Origin of the sequence: Pseudomonas sp. Snoq117.2 (assembly GCF_900110545.1) — a bacterium.
In the GTDB taxonomy this organism is placed as follows: domain Bacteria; phylum Pseudomonadota; class Gammaproteobacteria; order Pseudomonadales; family Pseudomonadaceae; genus Chryseomonas; species Chryseomonas benzopyrenica.
On sequence record NZ_FOED01000008.1, the window covers coordinates 156341 to 174993 of the forward strand.

Genomic DNA, 18653 nt, shown 5'->3' on the forward strand with positions numbered 1-18653 from the left:
GACGGGCCTACCGATTATTGGGCTGGTGCATGGAAATCAGCCGGTAGAAGAGTACCCGTCCGCCCTCGGTGGCGGGTCCTTCCCCGTCACGTAAGTGGGCGCCCGCCTTGAAATACAGGTGATGGTTGCTCCAGGCGTTGTCCAGTTGCAGACCCAGATCCCCGTTTCGTGAACCGGCACCATGGGCACGTATGGTGAGCACGCCACTGCGCGTCAGCTTGATGTCGTAGCTGAAGCGACTGTTGAGCGGCAGGTGCTCCAGCAGGATGACGTCCTTGGGGCTGTCGCTGGGGCTCTCTCGCAACCGGGCGATCAGTTGACCCTGGGCGACCTGCCCATTGCCCATGGCCGGACTCTCCACCCGATAGACCAGTTGCAACAGCGCCTGAGGCGCAGCCGGTATCGGGGTTTGATCCTCAATCTGGCTGATGATGACCTCAGGGCGTGACGGCACCTGCTGCACCGCCGCCTCGGCCTGTAGCAGGGCGTCCGCCTCGCGGTACTTCCAGGCATAGGCACTGCCGTCCGGACGCGTCTCGCGGAGCTCGGTGGCGGGATAGTTGTTGAAGGGCTGCGGGGTGCCGGTCACCGGGACCCAGAACACCAGCGATCCCCCCTCGCCCCGCGTGAGGTAGGGGCTGCGAAAGGCGCTGCTGTTGAGTTCGGCGGTCTGTACCTGGGCCACGGGCATGGGTACGGGAACCGTCAGATTCCATTCGGCGAGATCGATCATGGGTTTCTCGGTGGCCAGATGCCTGACAAGCATCGCCCAGAACGGGGATGCCTGTCAGCGGAACGCGCCCCGTATGGGGCGCTCCCGGATCAGCCCTGCGGCTTGAACACCAGCAGACCCAGCGGCGGCACTTGCAGATTGAGCGAGGCCGGCTGGCCGTGGGCACCGATTTCCTCGGCCGTCACGCCGCCGCCATTGCCCAAGTTGGAGCCGCCGTAGCGCTCGGCATCGCTGTTGAAGATCTCCTGCCAATGGCCCAGTGCAGGCACGCCCACCCGGTAGTCGTGACGCGGCACCGGGGTGAAGTTGGCGATGACCAGCAGCGGTCGCTGCTGGGCGTCCTTGCGCAGCCAGGCGAAGACACTGTTGCCATTGTCGTCCCCTACCACCCAATCGAAGCCCTCAGGCAGATGATCACGCTCGTGCAGGGCCGGCTCATGACGATAAAGGTGGTTGAGATCGGCCAGCAGCTGCTGCACGCCCCGGTGGGTGCCGTGCTCCAGCAGGAACCAGTCCAGCTCGCGGTCATGACTCCACTCGCGCCACTGACCGAATTCGCAGCCCATGAACAGCAGCTTCTTACCCGGGTGGGTCCACATGAAGCTCAGGTAGGTACGCAGGTTGGCGAACTTCTGCCAGACGTCGCCCGGCATCTTCTCGATCATCGAGCCCTTGCCGTGCACCACCTCATCGTGGGAAATGGGCAGCATGAAGCGTTCGGACCAGGCGTACACCAGGCCAAAGGTCATCTGGTGGTGATGGTACTGGCGATAGACCGGATCCTCTTCCACATAGTGGAGGGTGTCGTTCATCCAGCCCATGTTCCACTTGAAGTCGAAACCCAACCCCCCTTCGCTGACTGGTGCGCTGACGCCCGGCCAGGAGGTGGATTCCTCGGCGATCACCAGGGCGCCTGGTGCCTCTTCGTGGACCACCTCGTTGAGGTGACGCAGGAAGGCGATGGTCTCCAGGTTCTCGCGACCGCCGTGGATGTTGGGAATCCACTCACCGTGCTTGCGCGAATAGTCGCGGTAGAGCATGGAGGCCACGGCATCCACCCGCAGGCCGTCGATGTGGAAGTGCTTGAGCCAATGCATGGCCGAGGCCAGCATGAAGCCGTGCACCTCGTGGCGCCCCAGGTTGTAGATGTAGGTGTTCCAGTCCTGGTGGAAGCCTTCGAAGGGGTGCTCGTATTCGTACAGGGCGGTACCGTCGAAACGGGCCAGGCCGTGTTCGTCGGTGGGGAAATGCGCCGGGACCCAGTCGAGGATGACACCGATGTCCGCCTGGTGACAGGCATCGACGAAGGCAGCGAAATCCGCCGGGGTGCCGAAGCGCGAGGTGGGCGCGAACTGGCCCAGCGGCTGGTAGCCCCAGGAACCGCTGAAGGGATGCTCCATGATCGGCAGCAGCTCGATATGGGTGAAGCCCATCTCGCGGACGTAGGGAATCAAGCGCTCCGCCAGCTCGCGCCAGTTGTACTGGCGCCCCTCGTCACCCCCTTCGCGGCGCCAGGAACCGGCGTGCAATTCGTAGACCGAGATGGGTGCTTCCACGCCTTGCAACTCGCGACGGCGAGCCATCCAGTCCTGATCGTGCCAGGTGAAAGGCTTGTTGTCGGCCACCACCGAGGCGGTGCGCGGTGGCAACTCCGCCGCCAGGGCAATGGGGTCGGCCTTGAGCGGCAACACGCCGTGCTGGCCAAGGATCTCGTACTTGTAGGCCGTGCCGACCGGCAGGCGCGGGACGAACAGCTCCCAGACGCCACTGTTGGCACGCAGACGCATGGGCAGGCGGCGGCCATCCCAGCTGTTGAAGTCGCCTACCACCGAGACGCGCCGGGCATTGGGTGCCCAGACCGCGAAGCGCACGCCCTCGATGCCGTCGACCTGGCAGCGTTGGGCGCCAAAGGTCTCGCCGAGATTGCGGTGGCGGCCTTCGTTGAACAGGTAGAGATCGGTCTCCCCCAACAGCAGATCGAAGGAATAGGGATCCTCGGTTTCCTGCACGCCGCTGGGCCAGCGGATGATCAGCTTGTAGGGCGCGGCGTACTCCAGCCGCGCGACGAACAGGCCAGGCACCCGCCCGGGCTGCATCTGGGCCAGTGGCCGACCGCTGACGCGATCGACCAGCTCGACACCCAGGGCACTGGGCAGGAAGGCGCGGACGATCACGCCCTCGCCATCGGGATGGGGACCGAGCACGGCGAAGGGATTGCCGTGCTCGCCGCGGGCCAGCGACTCGGCTTCCGCAGCCGAGAGCCGGGCGTCGTCCAGGGGAGCGACGGGGGCGGTATTGTGATCGGTCATGCGCGGGCTCCGGACAAGAGGGTCTCGACGATGGCGGCGACGCCACGTAGCGGGATGTTGATCCAGGTGGGTCGATTGGCAGCCTCGTAGCCTATCTCATAGACCGCCTTCTCCAGGCTGTAGAGATCCAGCGCCGCCTGCTCGCCCCGCTCGCTCCACTGGTGGCCGATGTCGGCCGCCGCAGTGCGATAGCCTTCCAGGAAGGCTGCGTAGGACGCATTGCGGTAGGTCTCTGCCGCCTTGGCACGCAGTTGCAGATGCTCTTCCGAGGTATCGGCGCCGGCGTTGCTCGACTGGGTGACCATGGCCGCCGCGTAGTCGAAGGAGCGCAGCACCCCGGCGACGTCCTTGTGCGGACCGTACTTGCCGCGGCGTTCTTCCAGCGACCGCGCCGGCTCGCCTTCGAAGTCGATGAGGATGGCATCGTCCTGGGCCACCAACACCTGACCCAGGTGCAGATCGCCGTGGACACGGATACGCAGACCACCCTCGACGTCGGCGGCCAGGGCCTCGATCCGCTTGGCCAGGGCTTCGCGCTTGCCGACCAGGCGCTGCAGCAGCTCCTTGCCGGTAGCATCGAGCTGGTCGCCCATGCCCTGCAGGGTATCCAGAGCGCCGTCGACCTGGACGCGCACGCGATGCGCCAGTTCCTTGGCCGCCTGGGCGTCCACGGTCTCGGGGGCAAAGGCTGCATCCTCGGTGGGCTGCGCCAGCACCCGATGCATTTCACCGAGACGCTTGCCCAGTACGCCAGCGAAGACCGTCAGATCGCCCATGGCGGTGAATTCGTTCTCCACGTCGGAGATGCCGCCACTGAGCAGATCGCGGGTGACGCGATCCAGCCCGTCCAGGCTCCAGGTCCAGGCATCACCCTGGTTGTGGATGTGCTGCTGGACCAGCATCAGTACGTGCGGCGTGCCATCCGCGGCGACGCGCTGGGCCACGGCGTGGGTCGCCGCGATGTTGGCGAATCCGGCCTGGGCCAGATAGCGGCCCATCTCCACTTCCGGATGGATGCCCGGCGCCACCTTGCGGATCAGCTTGAGCATCAGGTGATCGCCGACGATCAGCGAACTGTTGGATTGCTCCACGCCCAGGTGCTTGATCTCGATGTCCGGATCCAGCGCGAAGTCCTCGGCCTGATCGTAGACCTCGAAGCGCAGTTCACCCGCGGGCACGGCAAGCTTGGCGCCCTTGTGGAAGGCGTCGAACACGCCATGCACGAAGCTGGTCAGGGCGAAGGCGTCGGTCACCAGGCCCACGCGGCGCACATGACGGATGCGGGAAATGGCCAGTTGGGTCGCCAGCGGGCTGCAGTGCTGGTCTTCCTCGGCAAGGAAACCCAGGGGCAGCGCATAACGCTCCTCGCCCTTGGCGTTGGTCACCACCACTTCGCTGAACATCACCGGCAGCTTGGGGGTATTGATCTGGGCGGCGTAGTCCAGCCGCACGCCGGTGATGGCCTCGTCCTTGGAACCGAACCAGCGGCGCTTGGGCAGATAGACCGGCAGTACCTCTTCGAAGATGCGGCGCGGCTCGCCGTCGAGCAGCTCCTGCAGATTGCGCTTGATCACTACCGTCTGGTAGTCGGGCATCGGTGCCGGCGGCTCGGTGTGCCAGGCGGGCATCTGCTCGTTGCCAGCCAGGTAGAACCAGTAGAAGCCATAGGGCGGCAGGGTCAGCATGTAGGGCAGCTGGCCGATGGGCGGGAAGGCGCTGCCGCCGATCATTTCCACCGGCACCTGACCGGCGAAGCTGGACAGGTCCAGCTCCACCGCCTGGGCGGCACGGGAAACGTTGGCCACGCAGAGGATGGTCTCGTGCTCACCCTGGGCATTGGTGAAATCGCGCAGGTAGGCCAGGATGCGTCTGTTGGTGGGCGACAGCATCTTCAGGGTGCCGCGACCGAACGCCTTCTGCTGCTTGCGCACGGCCAGCATGCGCCGCGTCCAGTTGAGCAGCGAATGGGGATCGCGGGACTGGGCCTCGACGTTGATCGCCTGGTAGCCGTAGAGCGGGTCCATGATCGACGGCAGCACCAGGCTGGCTGGATCGGCGCGGGAGAAGCCGCCGTTGCGGTCGACCGACCACTGCATCGGGGTCCGTACGCCATCGCGATCGCCCAGGTGAATGTTGTCACCCATGCCGATTTCGTCGCCGTAATACATCGTTGGGGTACCGGGCATCGACAGCAACAGGCTGTTGAGCAGCTCGATACGGCGACGGTCGCGTTCCAGCAGCGGCGCCAGGCGACGACGGATGCCGAGGTTGATGCGCGCGCGGCGATCCGAGGCGTAGTAGTTCCAGAGATAGTCCCGCTCGCGGTCGGTGACCATCTCCAGGGTCAGTTCATCGTGGTTGCGCAGAAAGATCGACCACTGGCAATTGGCCGGGATCTCCGGGGTCTGGCGCAGGATATCGGTGATGGGGAAGCGATCTTCCTGGGCGATGGCCATGTACATGCGCGGCATCAGCGGGAAGTGGAAGGCCATGTGGCATTCGTCGCCATCGCCGAAGTACAGCTGGGTGTCTTCCGGCCACTGGTTGGCCTCGGCCAGCAGCATGCGGTCCGGATAGTTGGCGTCGATCTCGGCCCGGATCTCCTTGAGCACCACGTGGGTCTCGGGCAGGTTCTCGTTGTTGGTGCCGTCGCGCTCCACCAGATAAGGAATGGCGTCCAGGCGCAGGCCGTCGACACCCAGATCCAGCCAGTACCTCATGATGGAGATGACGGCCTTCATGACCTGGGGATTGTCGAAGTTGAGGTCCGGCTGGTGGGAATAGAAGCGGTGCCAGAAGTACTGGCCGGCGACCGGGTCCCAGGTCCAGTTGGACTTCTCGGTGTCGAGGAAGATGATGCGGGTGCCATCGTACTTCTGGTCATCGTCGGACCAGACGTAGAAATTGCGCGCCGCTGAGCCCTTCTTGGCGCGGCGGGCGCGCTGGAACCAGGGGTGCTGGTCGGACGTGTGGTTGATGACCAGCTCGGTGATCACCCGCAGGCCACGGGCATGGGCTTCGGCGATGAATCGCTTGGCATCGGCCATGGTGCCGTAGTCGGGGTGGATGCCACGGTACTCGGCGATGTCGTAGCCGTCGTCGCGGCGCGGCGAGGGATAGAACGGTAGCAGCCAGATGGTGTTGACGCCCAGGCTGGCGATGTAGTCCAACTTGTCGATCAGGCCGGGGAAGTCGCCGATGCCATCGTTGTTGGAGTCGAAGAACGACTTCACGTGCACCTGGTAAATGATCGCGTCCTTGTACCACAGCGGATCGTCGATGAAGGCGGCAGGTTTGCGGGAACGAGCTTTATTGGGTTTTGCCATGTCGTCAGGTCCTTAACAGGGCGTCTGAATCAGATGCGTGCGCCGGTCGTCCATGCCGCCCGGCGATGGGGACGGATCGGACCAGGCACGCCGGGATGTCTCCCGCTGCCTGGTCGACCCGTCTGCGAGATCGCTAGTGGCTCGCCTGGATTCGCCAGATGCCGAAGGGCATCGACGGCTCCAGCCGTGTCCATTGGGTCTTGCCGTGCCAGGCCCAGCGGTGCCCGGTCATCAGGTCTTCGCCATAGGTGGTGGCGTGATCGTCGAGGCCCAGCTCCCACAATGGCAGTTCGAAATGGCCTTCCTGGGCGTTGAAGGGATCCAGGTTGATCGCCACCAGGATGAAGTTGCCCAGGTCGTCGGTGCGTTTGCCGAAATAGAGGATCTGGTCGTTCCAGCAGGTGTAGACCTTGAGCCCCAGATGGGTTTGCAAGGCGGGGTTCTGCCGGCGGATACGGTTGAGCTGGGCGATCTCGCCCATGATGTTGCCCGGCGCATAGAAGTCGCGCGGGCGCAGCTCGTACTTCTCCGAATCCAGGTATTCCTCCTTGCCGGGCGTGAGGGGCGCGCCCTCGCAGAGTTCGAAGCCGGCGTACATGCCCCACAGACCGGAACCCATGGTGGCCAGGGCCGCGCGGATCAGGAAGCCGGGACGGCCACTGGTCTGCAGGAAGCCCGGATTGATGTCCGGCGTGTTGACGAAGAAATTCGGGCGGTAGCAATCGCGCAACGGCGCTTCGTTGAGCTGGGTGAAATACTCGGTCAGCTCGGCCTTGGTGTTGCGCCAGGTGAAATAGGTGTAGCTCTGGCTGTAACCCACCTTGCCCAGGCGCGCCATCATCGCCGGCTTGGTGAAGGCTTCGGCGAGGAACATGACATCGGCGTCGCGCCCACGGATGTCCGCGATCAGCCATTCCCAGAACGGCAGCGGCTTGGTGTGGGGGTTGTCGACGCGGAAGATCTTCACGCCCTGCTCCACCCAGTGCCAGACCACGTCACGCAGCGCCAGCCACAAATCCGGCACGGCATCCTTGGCATAGAAGTCGACGTTGACGATGTCCTGGTACTTCTTCGGCGGGTTCTCCGCATAGCGCATGGACCCATCCGGCCGCCAGGAGAACCAGCCCGGATGTTCCTTGAGCCATGGATGGTCGGGCGAACACTGGATGGCGAAGTCCAGGGCGATCTCCAGGCCGTGGTCGGCGGCCGCGGCCACCAGGGCGCGAAAGTCCTCCAGGGTACCTAGCTCGGGATGCACGGCATCGTGGCCGCCATCGGGGCTGCCGATGGCATAGGGACTGCCCGGCTGATCCGCGCCCGCCCCCAGGGTATTGTTCTTGCCCTTGCGGTGGGCCAGGCCGATCGGATGGATCGGCGGGAAGTACAGGACATCGAAACCCATGTCGCGAACACGCGGCAATTCGCCGATCACGTTACGGAAGGTGCCGTGGCGCTGGGGGTCATCGGTGATCGAGCGTGGGAAGAGTTCGTACCAACTGGCGAATTCGGCGCGTAGGCGCTCGATGTCCAGCGGGTATTCGATGCTGTGGGTCAGATGCACATAGGCATCCACAGGTGCCATGGCTTGGCTGGCCTCACCCGCCAGCAGCACGGCGACCTTGTCGCCCTCACTGCCCGCCTGATCGAGGCGCTGCAGTAGCGCCTCCAGCGGACCGCGCTGCTCGCCTTCAGCGCGAGACAGCGCCTGTTCCACATGGATGCGGCCTTCCTGCAACTCCAGGTTCAGGCCGACACCCGCGGCGTACTTCTTCTCGATCTCGTAGCGATAGGTGCCCCAGACGTCCCACCAGGCCTGGACCACGAATTCGTAACGACCCACGGCCGGCGGTGTGAAGCGGCCGCGCCAGAGATCGTTGGTTTCCAGGGTCAGCGGAGCCTGTTGCCAGTTCTCCTCGCCCTCCTGACGCCAGAGCACGCTGGCAGCCAGCTTGTCGTGGCCATCGGCGAAGATCTTGGCAGTCACCTCGACGACCCGATTGGCGATACCTTTGGCGGCAAACTGGCCATTGTCCACGGCCGGAGTGACCGATTCGATGGCGATGCGCGGGGTCTGGGCAGCCGTGGCGGGATCGAGGGAAAGCGTGGAAAAAGAACCGGGGAGATCGGTGTTCGACATCGAGCCTGACTCCATCTAGAGACGCGTGAAAGGTCGCAGCGCTCAAGCGCTGCGACCTAGGTCATGAACCCACTACTGCTTGGCTTGCCGCCAAAGAGGCCCGGCTGGCCAACCCCTCGCAGAGGGATCGGTAACCCGTAGCGATGCCCCAGGAGGACACCACTCCAGACAGCCGCGGCCCTACTGCAACCGGAAGCACTCACGCGGGTGTGTCTGAAAGAGTCTGAGCACCGAGGGCGCGCAAAAGTTCAGCCAAACGGCAATGACCGATAGCTTCTGAAAAATGGATAAAATCCATAAATATCATCTGCTTATGAAAGGAATATAAAGTTATTTATAAATAAAGAAGCCTGTGTCCCGGTATTCGCTGGGAAATACCGGGCCGCAGGCTGAAAGGCGGGCAATATTCAGGAACGGACGTCAGAAAAAACCTTTATAAAACGTCCTAACCCTTTGAATCAATTAGAAAGGGGTATAGGGAAGATCACGCTTATGGGCACTGCGCCGGTAAGTGTTGAGGATGATCTCCAGGGTTGCCGGGCTCACCGGTTTGCCTTCGAGGAAGTCGTCGATTTCGGCGTAGGTGATGCCGAAGGCATCTTCGTCGGCCTTGCCCGGTGAGAGGGATTCCAGATCAGCGGTGGGCACCTTGTGTACCAGATCGTCCGGCGCCCCCAGCCATTCGGCCACGGCCCGGACCCGCCGTTTGTTGAGGCCGTGCAAGGGCGTGAGATCGCAGGCGCCATCGCCGAATTTGGTATAGAAGCCCATCAGAGCCTCCGCCGCATGGTCGGTGCCTATCACCAGCCCCCGACGGGCGCCGGCCACGGCGTATTGGGCGATCATGCGCTGACGCGCCTTGATGTTGCCCAGCGTGAAGTCTTCATGGAGCTCGTCATCGAAGGCCACCTGCGCCTCGCGCACCGAGGCGAGCATGGCGTCGCTGGCCGGCTTGATGTTGACGGTATGGGTCTCGTCCGGCTGGATGAATTTGAGCGCGCGCTGGGCATCTTCCTCATCACGCTGGACACCATAGGGCAGGCGCATGGCGATGAATCTCAGGCGTGCGTTGCCGCTCTCCTCGCGCGCGCGCTCCACGGCCAGCTGCGCCAGGCGGCCGGCGGTGGAGGAATCCACGCCGCCACTGATGCCCAGCACATAGCTCTCCTGGCGGCTGTTGAGCAGATAATCCTTGAGAAACTGGATGCGCCGCTCGGCCTCCTGGGCTGGATCGAATTGCTCGGGTACCTGCAGGGCCTGGATGATGTCGCGCTGAAGGGCTTCGGTCATCGGGCATTCTCCTCTGATTCGCGTTCGAGACGTTGATGATAGGGCACTACGGCGTTCAAGCTGTGCCGGGCCGCGGCCAGCTGCACGGCCTCGCGGTCACCGTCGAAATGCTGGGTTTCGGAATAGAGCACGATGTCGTCACCGACCCGATAGCCCCAGGCGAAGCAGACGGTTCCCTGGGGAATGCCATCCGCCCCGCCCGGCCCGGCCAGCCCGGTATTGGCGATGGCCACCTGGGCCGGACTGTCGCGCAGGGCGCCCGCGGCCATCTCTCGTGCCACGGCTTCGCTGGTGAGGTTATGCCGCTCGATCGTCTCCGGCTTGACGCCCAGCAGACGTTGCTTGGCTTCGGGCGAATAGACGACGTAACCGGACTCGATACAACTGCCGCTGCCGGGTATTTCCGACAGCAACCCTACTACCTTGCCCGCGGTGCAGGATTCCGCCGTGGTGAGCTGCAGCTCGTGATCCTTTAGATAGTCCAGCATGGACTCGATGGTGTTCATGATCGTCTTGCCCCAAATAGCGTTCTCCTGCGTTGGAAGAACAGCGAAATGAGGAAGTTCGAGAGCCATCGAGGGTGTTTTTTCAAGGTCAGCGGGGGTATCGATGTCAAGGTGGATACCGGCGTCCGTCACCTTCCGCTCTAGCACCGACGCCTGGCGCAAGAGCCGTTTCGCTCCTTCGTCGCCCTGGAGGTCGCCCAGCGCAGCGGCAAAATTCCGACCAAAGAGCACGGGGTGACCGCGCTTTCCCTGGAAAACGGGCACGACGACGCGTGCGGGGTCATGCAGCGCCAGCAGCTGTCGCGCCGTGGCGGGCTGCACGAAGGGCATGTCGCCCAGGGCGACCAGCCAACCGGATGCGTCCGGCGTCGCTCGCACCGCGGCGGCCAGGCTGTCGCCCATGCCGGTGGTGGGCAGAGTCAGCACTTCCAGGCCTTCCTCTCGGGCCAGCTCGGCGCGCCAGGGGGCTCCGCTCGCGACCACTGCCAGGCAGGGCAGATCCAGGCTCTTCCAGAGGCGAAAGGTGGCTTGCAATACTGTCGATTCGGGGTGACCGGGCAATGGTGCCTGCAGCTTGTCGTCACCGCCCGCTGCGCGGAAACGGCTACCGGCTCCGGCTGCCAGGACGAGCACCTGTACCCCTGTCATCCCTAGGCGACCTGTTCCACCGCCACCAGGGCCCGCTTCTTCTGGGTCAGGGCGATGCCGTTCTTGACCGCTACCACCTCCGCCAGCAGCGACAGCGCGATCTCCGGCGGCGTATGGCTGCCGATATGCAGGCCGATGGGGCCATGCAGGCGGTTGATGGCCGCCACTGGCACTTCCAGCTGCAGCAGCCGCTCACGACGGCGGTCATTGTTGCGCAGCGAACCCAGGGCGCCGACATAGAAGGCATCGGACTGCAGCGCCGTCAGCAACGCCAGGTCGTCCAGGCGCGGATCGTGGGTCAGGGCCACCACCGCGGTGCGTTCGTCCGGGCGGATGGATAGCACCGCATCGTCCGGCATGCCGGAGATAAAACGCGCCTGACGTGTCTCCCACCCCTGGCGGAATTCCTCACGGGGATCGCAGACCAGCACTTCGAAATCGAGCATGGCGGCCATGTCGGCGACATAGAGCGACAGCTGACCGGCACCGATCAGCAGCAGGCGCCAGCGTGGCCCATGCACCAGGCGCAGCCGTCGTTCGTCCAGGGTGACCGGCTCGTCGCGCGTGGTGCTGGAGATCCGTACCTCGCCGGTGGCCAGGTCCAGCTCGCGCAAGGCCAGTTCATGGCCGTCGCAGCGCTGTAACAGCTGCTCCACCCAGCGCCAGTCCCCGACCTGTTCCTGGACCAGACGCAGGGTACCGCCACAGGGCAGCCCGAAACGCGCCGCTTCGTCGCCGGAGACACCGTAGGTGATGATCTCCGGGCACTTCCCGGCGAACTGGCCGGCGTGCAGTCGGGCGATCAGATCGTCCTCGATGCAGCCACCGGACACGGAGCCACAGACCTGGCCATCGTCGCGCAGGGCCAGCATGGCGCCCGGCGGCCGCGGCGAGCTGCCCCAGGTCTGGACCACGGTGAACAGGCTGACGCCATGGCCCTCCCGTCGCCAGGCCAGGGTCTTGCGCAAAACTTCCTGATCGACACTGTCCACGCCCTGCTCCTCTCTACCCTGCACCTGCAACGGCAAAATCGTCGTTCGGGGGTAGAACCCAACAACGAAGCGGGGTTCCCCGGGGCGGAACCGGGTGGATCGCCGGCCTATCCATAGAGGGACACCCCTCAAGGAGAACGTCCATGCCCCGCTCGATCTGGAAAGGCGCCGTCAGTTTCGGCCTGGTGCACATCCCCGTCTCGGTGGTCTCGGCGACCCGGCAGTCGGGCATCGACTTCGATTGGCTGGACGAACGCAGCCTCGACCCGGTGGGCTACAAGCGCATCAACAAGACCACCGGCAAGGAGGTGCCCAGCGAACACATCGTCAAGGGCATCGAACATGGTAAGGGCAAGTACGTGGTGCTCAGCGAGGACGAGATCCACAACGCCCTGCCCGAAGCCACCCGCACCATCGACATCCTGACCTTCGTCGAGGCGCGCGAGATCTCCATCCTGCACTTCGAGAAGCCCTATTACCTGGCGCCGGACAAGAATGGCGAAAAGGTCTATGCCCTGCTCCGTGACACCCTGAGCGCCGCCGGCAAGGTCGGGGTGGCCAACCTGGTGATGCACTCCAAGCAGCACCTGGCGGTGATCATGCCGCTGGGCGATGCGCTGGTACTCAATACCCTGCGCTGGGCCGACGAGGTGCGGTCCGCGGAAGACGTCGGACTCGAAGGGTTGGACGCCAAGGTGAGCAAGAAGGAAGTGGACATGGCCCAGCGCCTGGTGGACGACATGACCGAGCAATGGGATCCGGACCAGTACCACGACACCTTCAAGGACAACGTCATGGCCTTGGTCGAGCGCAAGCTCAAGGATGGCAAGCTCGAAGCCGTCGCCGAGGAGCCCGAAACCGAAGACAGTGGCGCCGACGTCATCGACCTCACCGAATTGCTGCGCCGCAGCCTGGGTGGCAAGCAGGACAAGGCCAAGGATTCACCCAGGCCCAAGAGTTCTGGCCGCTCGACCAGTCGGCGTAGCCCTGCCGCCCGTCGCAAGGCCAAGTGAGGATCGCTGCCATGGCTCCTTTGACCAGCGAATACAACCGCAAGCGCAACTTCGACATCACCGCCGAGCCGCGTGACGAGGACAGCCCACGTCGACGCAAGGCCAAGGGCGCTCTGAGCTTCGTCATCCAGAAGCACGACGCGCGCCGGTTGCACTATGACTTCCGCCTGGAACTGGACGGCACCCTCAAGAGCTGGGCGGTGCCCAAGGGGCCCAGCCTGGACCCGGGTGAAAAGCGCCTGGCGGTGCAGGTCGAGGATCATCCCCTCGCCTATGGCAGTTTCGAGGGCAGCATTCCCGAAGGCCAGTACGGCGCGGGCGACGTCATCGTCTGGGATCGCGGCGAGTGGCAGGCCGATGGCGATGCGGCCGAGGGCTATGCCGCCGGCAAGCTCAAGTTCGAACTCAGGGGCGAAAAGCTGCGCGGCCACTGGACCCTGGTGCGCACCCGGTTGCAGGGTCATAGCGACAAACCTCAGTGGTTGCTGATCAAGGAACGCGACGACCAGGCCCGTGACATCGCCGACTACGACGTGACCGCCGCCGAGCCCGACAGCGTGCTGAGCGACAAGACCCTGCCGCGCCTGGGTCAGGGCAAGCAGACCAAGGCCAGCACCCGCTCGACCAGTCCCAAGCCGCCGGCACGCAGGGCCAAGGCGCGTAAGGCCGAATTACCGGAGACCCTGGAGGCGCAACTGGCCACCCTGGTCGACAGTCCACCCGCCGGCGACTGGCTGTACGAGGTGAAATACGACGGCTACCGCCTGCTCGCCCACATCGAAGGCGGCGAGGTGCGCCTCTTCACCCGTAGCGGCAACGACTGGACCGAGCGCCTGCCGGAACAGGCCCGGGCGCTGGCCGCGCTGGGCCTCGACAACGCCTGGCTGGACGGCGAGATCGTGGTCAACGACGGCCAGGGCGTCTCCAGCTTCCAGGCGCTGCAGAATGCCTTCGAGACCGGCAAGGCCACCCGCATCGCCTATTACCTGTTCGATATGCCCTATCTGAACGGTGCGGACCTGCGCGAGGTCCCGGTCGAGCAGCGCCGCGAGCTGCTGGGCAAGCTGCTGGAGGACAGCAACGGCAGCGACCTGCTGCGCTTTTCCGCCGCCTTCGAGGTGCCCGCCGATCGCATCCTGGCGAGTGCCTGCGAACTCGGTCTCGAGGGGGTTATCGGCAAGCGCCTGGGCAGCCCCTATCGCTCTCGGCGCAACAAGGACTGGATCAAGCTCAAGTGTGCCCACCGCCAGGAATTCATCATCGTCGGCTACACCCCGCCCAAGGGCGGGCGGCAGCACCTGGGCGCGCTCCTGGTGGCGCTGCATGATGAGCAAGGGGAGTTGCACTATGCCGGCAAGGTCGGCACCGGTTTCACCGCAGCGATGCTCAAACAACTGCATGGCAGATTCCAGCCGCTGATCGTAGAGCGGCCACCCGTGGTGGATCCGCCCAAGGGCGCCGCCTACCGCGAGGTGACCTGGCTGAAGCCCGAACAGCTGTGCGAAATCGCCTACGCCGAGATGACCCAGGATCGCATCGTCCGCCAGGGCGTCTTCCATGGCCTGCGCGACGACAAGCCAGCCCGGGAGATCGGGCTGGAGGAGGCGACTCCGGCCCGGGAGGCCGAGGCGGCGCCCCCCTCTGCCTCACGCCGCCCGTCCGCAGGCAAGGAGAGGGATGCCACCGTGGCCGGGGTACGCATCAGCCATCCGGAGCGGGTCATCGACGACGCCAGCGTCGCCCGCAAGCTCGACGTGGCCGGCTACTACGCCGCCGTCGCCGACTGGATCCTGCCGCACCTGGCCGACCGGCCCGTCGCCCTGGTCCGCACGCCCGAGGGCATCGCTGGCGAGCAAATCTTCCAGAAGCACAAGCAGACCCTGGCGATCCCCCACATCCGCGAACTGGATCCGGTACTGGATCCCGGCCACGCTCCCCTGATGGTCATCGACAGCCGCGAGGCGCTCATCGGTGCGGCCCAGATGGGTACGGTGGAACTCCATACCTGGAATGCCACCGCTGACCGTATCGAGCGCCCCGACCGCTTCATCCTCGATCTCGACCCTGATCCCGCCCTGCCCTGGTCGCGCATGGTGGAGGCGACGGAGCTGGTACTGACCCTGCTCGACGAGCTGGAGCTGCAGGCCTTCGTCAAGACCAGCGGCGGTCGCGGCCTGCACCTGGTGGTGCCCCTGGATCGGCGCCAGGACTGGGAGATCGTCAAGGCCTTCGCTCAGGCGGCAGCGCAGCACCTGGCCAATACCCTGCCCAAGCTCTTCGCCGTCAAGATGGGCGCGCAGAATCGCCAGGGGCGGATCTTCGTCGACTATCTGCGCAATCGCCATGGCGCCACCACGGTCAGCGCCTTTTCCCTGCGCGCCCGTCCGCACCTTGGCGTTTCGGTGCCCATCGCTCGCGAGGAGCTGTCGTCCCTGGAGGCGAGCGATCAATGGCGCTTCGACTCCCTGCTGCCACGCCTCGAAGCGCTCAAGGACGATCCCTGGGCCGGGTATGCCAAGGTGCGCCAGGGCCTCACGGCGGCACGGCGCAAACGGCTGGGCGTCGAGTAGCGACGCGCCTGCCGTCGGCCAACGTACCGCCTAAGCGAAACCCCTCCGCGTTGCCCGTGGTCTGCACTAACGAGCGTTGTCGTGGACAGCGCCGTCGCCAGCCACGGGATGGAGCCGATGTCGATCGATCTGGATAACCTTCAGGACACCCTGGACGAGTGGGCCTATGACGAGGTCACTCCTGCACTGCTGCAACACCGACTCCAGATTCTCAACCAGCGCGGCCTCGATCGCCTGCCGCTGCCAGGCCAGGGGCAGACCCTGGAGCGCTGGCGCGCCCTGGCCAAGGTAGCCAATCACGACCTGGGCCTGGTCAAGCTGTACGAAGGCCACACCGACGCCCTCGCCATCCTCAGCGAACTGGATGGCTTCGTGCCGCCGCCCGCCAGCCTCTGGGGTGTCTGGGCAGCCGAGCCGCCGGATGCCCGGCTGCTGGTGCGCTATGGCGCCGACAGCATGGTCACCCTGCACGGCCGCAAGTCCTGGTGCTCCGGTGCCGCTCTGGTCAGTCACGCCCTGGTCACCGCTTGGATGGACGACCATCCGATGCTGGTGGCGGTGGAAATGAATCAACCCGGCGTCGAGGTCACTCAGGACGGCTGGCGGGCGATCGGCATGCAGCATACGGGCAGCGTCGACGTGCTGTTCGATGGTGCAGCCGGCGTACTGGTCGGTGCCCCTGGCCGTTATCTGCATCGCCCTGGCTTCTGGCACGGCGGCGGGGGAATCGCCGCCTGCTGGTATGGCTCGGCCACCGCCCTGGCCGACACCCTGCGCGCCTACTGCAAACGCCATCGCGAGCCCCATGCCCTGGCCCATCTGGGCCACGTGGATGCCGCGTTGCTCGGCGCCGCGACCGCGCTGCGTCAGGCGGCCCACTGGATAGATCAGGAGCCTGTAGCGGACGCCCGCTATCCCATCTGCCAGCTACGGGCCCTGGTCGAACAGTGCGCCGAAATCGTCGTCCGCCATACCGGCCGGGCCTTTGGCGCCGCCCCGCTATGCCGCGACGCCTACTGCGCCCGCCATATGGCGGACCTGCCGGTCTACCTGCGCCAGAGTCATGCCGAGCGTGATCTGGCGGTACTGGGTGACCTCAATCTGCTGGAGGGTGCCCCTTGGCAACTGTAGGCGATCGTCAGATTCAAGGAGCCGGCACCACGCCCGAGGCCTGGCTACAGTGGTCCGGCTTTGGCGAGATGTCGGCCGTCGAGGCCTCGCAACTGGTCCCGCCCGGACATCGCGCGGTGGTCGTCGCGCCGCATCCGGACGACGAGATCCTAGGCTGCGGCGGCCTGCTCTGCCAGCTGGGTGAACTGGGTCGCCGCCTGGCGCTGGTAGCGGTCACCGATGGCGACGGCAGCCACCCGCGATCCACCCTCTGGCCCACCACCCGACTGCGCAATACCCGTCCGCTGGAGACCCGCGAAGCCCTGCGCCGCCTGCGCCTGGAGCGCGCCACCGTGACGCGCCTGGCGATTCCGGATGGCCAGGTGAGCGAGCAGGAAGCCGTGCTGCAACAGCGGCTGCTGGAGTTCATCACGCCCGAGGACGTGGTCTTCGCCACCTGGCGGCTGGATGGCCATCCCGATCACGAAGCCACCGGCCGCGCCGCGGTGGAAGCCTGCCGGCTGCGTGGCGCTCGCTGCATCGAAGTACCGGTCTGGACCTGGCACTGGGCCGCTCCGGGTGACCCACGGGTGCCCTGGGAAAGAGCGCGCCGCCTGGATCTGGAAGAAGACGTTTTGGCGCTGAAGAAGCATGCGGTGAATGCCTTCGGCAGTCAGTTGACCGAGGATGCCAGCACGGGACAGGGGCCGATCCTGCCGCCTGCGGTGGTCGCCCGTCTCACCCGTGCCTGGGAGGTCTATCTGACGTGACCGTCTCCATGAGCTATTTCGACTCCCTGTACGCCAGCAGTGAAGACCCCTGGGACTATCGTCATCGCTGGTACGAGGCGCGCAAGCGGGACCTGACCCTGGCCATGCTGCCCCACCGCCGCTACACCCAGGGCTACGAGCCGGGCTGTTCCACCGGTGAGCTGTCCAGGCGGCTGGCCGAGCGTTGCGAACGCCTGCTGGTCAGCGACGGCAACGCCTCCGCGGTCGCCACGGCCCGCGAGCGCCTGGCCGATCAGGCCCATGTCGAGGTACGCCACCTGCTGTTGCCGGACGCCTGGCCGGCAGGCGCCTTCGATCTCATCGTCATCAGCGAGATCGGCTACTACCTCGGCGAGAACGGCCTGGCGGCCTTGCTGGATCGCGCTCACAGCGCCCTGCTACCCGGCGGCGTCCTGCTCGGTTGCCACTGGCGCCACCCCATCGAAGGCTGCACCCTGACCGGCGACCAGGTCCACGAACGCATGGCCGCCCTGCCCGGCCTGCATCGCCTGAGCCACCTCGAAGAATCCGATTTTCTCCTCACCCTCTGGTCCTCCGACCCCACCTCCGTCGCCCGCCGGGAGCAGCTTCTATGATAGGTGCCGTGATACCCGCTCATAACGAAGAGCAACACGTCGAACGCTGCCTGCAATCGGTGCTGCGCGCCGCGCGACATCCGGCGCTGCTGGGTGAAGCCGTCGAGATCGTCATCGTGCTGGACAGCTGCACCGACGGCACCGCCGACATCGTTCACCGCTTGCCGGTGACCGCCCTGGAGGTCTGGGCCTGCAACGTCGGCCTGACCCGGGCGACCGGCGCGGCGCACCTGATCCAGCGTGGCGCTCGCTGGCTGGCCTGCACCGATGCGGACTCCGAGGTGGCGCCGGACTGGTTCGCCGCCCAGCTCGCCTATGGCGCCGATGCCGTCTGTGGCGTAGTGGAAGTGGATGACTGGACGCCACATTCGCCTGGTCTGAGAGCCCGCTACGAGGCGGCCTATCACGACCGCGAAGGCCATCAGCACATCCATGGCGCCAACTTCGGCATTTCTACCGCAGCCTATCTGCAAGCCGGCGGCTTTCCGTCCATGACCGTGGACGAAGACGTCAGCTTGGTCACCGCGCTCAAGACCCAGGGCGCACGCATCGCCTGGAGCAACAGCGTACGCGTCCGTACCAGCTCACGGCTGGATTGCCGCGCGCGCGGCGGCTTCGGCGACTACCTGAATCTGCTTGGCGCTACCGCCTGA

General features: G+C 65.4%; 13 protein-coding genes and 1 pseudogene. 6 read left to right on the forward strand and 8 right to left on the reverse strand.

What is annotated here, in order from left to right; translation table 11 throughout:
• Positions 1 to 7: 7 nt before the first annotated feature.
• From BMZ43_RS19250 to BMZ43_RS19280, 8 genes and pseudogenes are all read right to left on the reverse strand, one after another.
• Entirely contained in the window at positions 8 to 733 is a 726-nt protein-coding gene (locus tag BMZ43_RS19250; RefSeq protein ID WP_064308793.1) for a polysaccharide lyase family 7 protein, read from the reverse strand.
• Positions 734 to 822: 89 nt separating this feature from the next.
• The gene (glgB, locus tag BMZ43_RS19255; protein ID WP_064308794.1) at positions 823 to 3042 is read right to left on the reverse strand and encodes a 1,4-alpha-glucan branching protein GlgB; all 2220 of its coding nucleotides are present in this window, start codon (positions 3040 to 3042) and stop codon (positions 823 to 825) included.
• Positions 3039 to 6368, reverse strand: coding sequence for a maltose alpha-D-glucosyltransferase (treS, locus tag BMZ43_RS19260; protein ID WP_064308795.1), 3330 nt, complete (start codon positions 6366 to 6368; stop codon positions 3039 to 3041). Before treS ends, glgB begins: the two co-directional genes overlap by 4 nt.
• A gap of 133 nt (positions 6369 to 6501) precedes the next feature.
• Entirely contained in the window at positions 6502 to 8505 is a 2004-nt protein-coding gene (locus BMZ43_RS19265) for an alpha-1,4-glucan--maltose-1-phosphate maltosyltransferase (protein ID WP_064308796.1), read from the reverse strand.
• Positions 8506 to 8967: 462 nt separating this feature from the next.
• Positions 8968 to 9795 carry an ammonia-dependent NAD(+) synthetase gene (gene nadE / locus BMZ43_RS19270; RefSeq protein ID WP_064308797.1) on the reverse strand — a complete coding sequence of 276 codons (828 nt, stop codon included), beginning with the start codon at positions 9793 to 9795 and terminating at the stop codon, positions 8968 to 8970.
• Entirely contained in the window at positions 9792 to 10301 is a 510-nt protein-coding gene (locus BMZ43_RS26760) for a CinA family protein (RefSeq protein WP_064308798.1), read from the reverse strand. The genes nadE and BMZ43_RS26760 overlap by 4 nt, the downstream gene beginning before the upstream one ends.
• Positions 10302 to 10463: 162 nt before the next feature.
• Positions 10464 to 10949 (reverse strand): annotated as a pseudogene (locus BMZ43_RS26765) (NTP transferase domain-containing protein); the annotation flags it as partial.
• A gap of 2 nt (positions 10950 to 10951) precedes the next feature.
• Positions 10952 to 11941 (reverse strand): XdhC family protein, encoded by a 990-nt coding sequence (locus BMZ43_RS19280; protein WP_093255864.1) that lies wholly within the window; start codon positions 11939 to 11941, stop codon positions 10952 to 10954.
• A gap of 143 nt (positions 11942 to 12084) precedes the next feature.
• Here BMZ43_RS19280 and BMZ43_RS19285 point away from each other — a divergent pair, with 143 nt between their 5' ends.
• From BMZ43_RS19285 to BMZ43_RS19310, 6 genes are all read left to right on the forward strand, one after another.
• Positions 12085 to 12954 carry a non-homologous end joining protein Ku gene (locus tag BMZ43_RS19285; protein ID WP_093255867.1) on the forward strand — a complete coding sequence of 290 codons (870 nt, stop codon included), beginning with the start codon at positions 12085 to 12087 and terminating at the stop codon, positions 12952 to 12954.
• An 11-nt stretch (positions 12955 to 12965) separates the two neighbouring features.
• Positions 12966 to 15524, forward strand: coding sequence for a DNA ligase D (ligD, locus tag BMZ43_RS19290; RefSeq protein ID WP_093255870.1), 2559 nt, complete (start codon positions 12966 to 12968; stop codon positions 15522 to 15524).
• Between the two features lie 117 nt (positions 15525 to 15641).
• Entirely contained in the window at positions 15642 to 16655 is a 1014-nt protein-coding gene (locus BMZ43_RS19295) for an acyl-CoA dehydrogenase (RefSeq protein WP_371913893.1), read from the forward strand.
• A complete protein-coding gene (locus BMZ43_RS19300) occupies positions 16643 to 17404 on the forward strand; it encodes a PIG-L deacetylase family protein (RefSeq protein WP_256563052.1) in 762 nt (253 codons plus the stop codon). The genes BMZ43_RS19295 and BMZ43_RS19300 overlap by 13 nt, the downstream gene beginning before the upstream one ends.
• A gap of 8 nt (positions 17405 to 17412) precedes the next feature.
• Positions 17413 to 18000: a class I SAM-dependent methyltransferase gene (locus BMZ43_RS19305; RefSeq protein ID WP_093255895.1), complete on the forward strand. Its 588-nt coding sequence runs from the start codon at positions 17413 to 17415 to the stop codon at positions 17998 to 18000.
• A complete protein-coding gene (locus tag BMZ43_RS19310) occupies positions 17997 to 18653 on the forward strand; it encodes a glycosyltransferase family 2 protein (RefSeq protein ID WP_017639962.1) in 657 nt (218 codons plus the stop codon). Before BMZ43_RS19305 ends, BMZ43_RS19310 begins: the two co-directional genes overlap by 4 nt.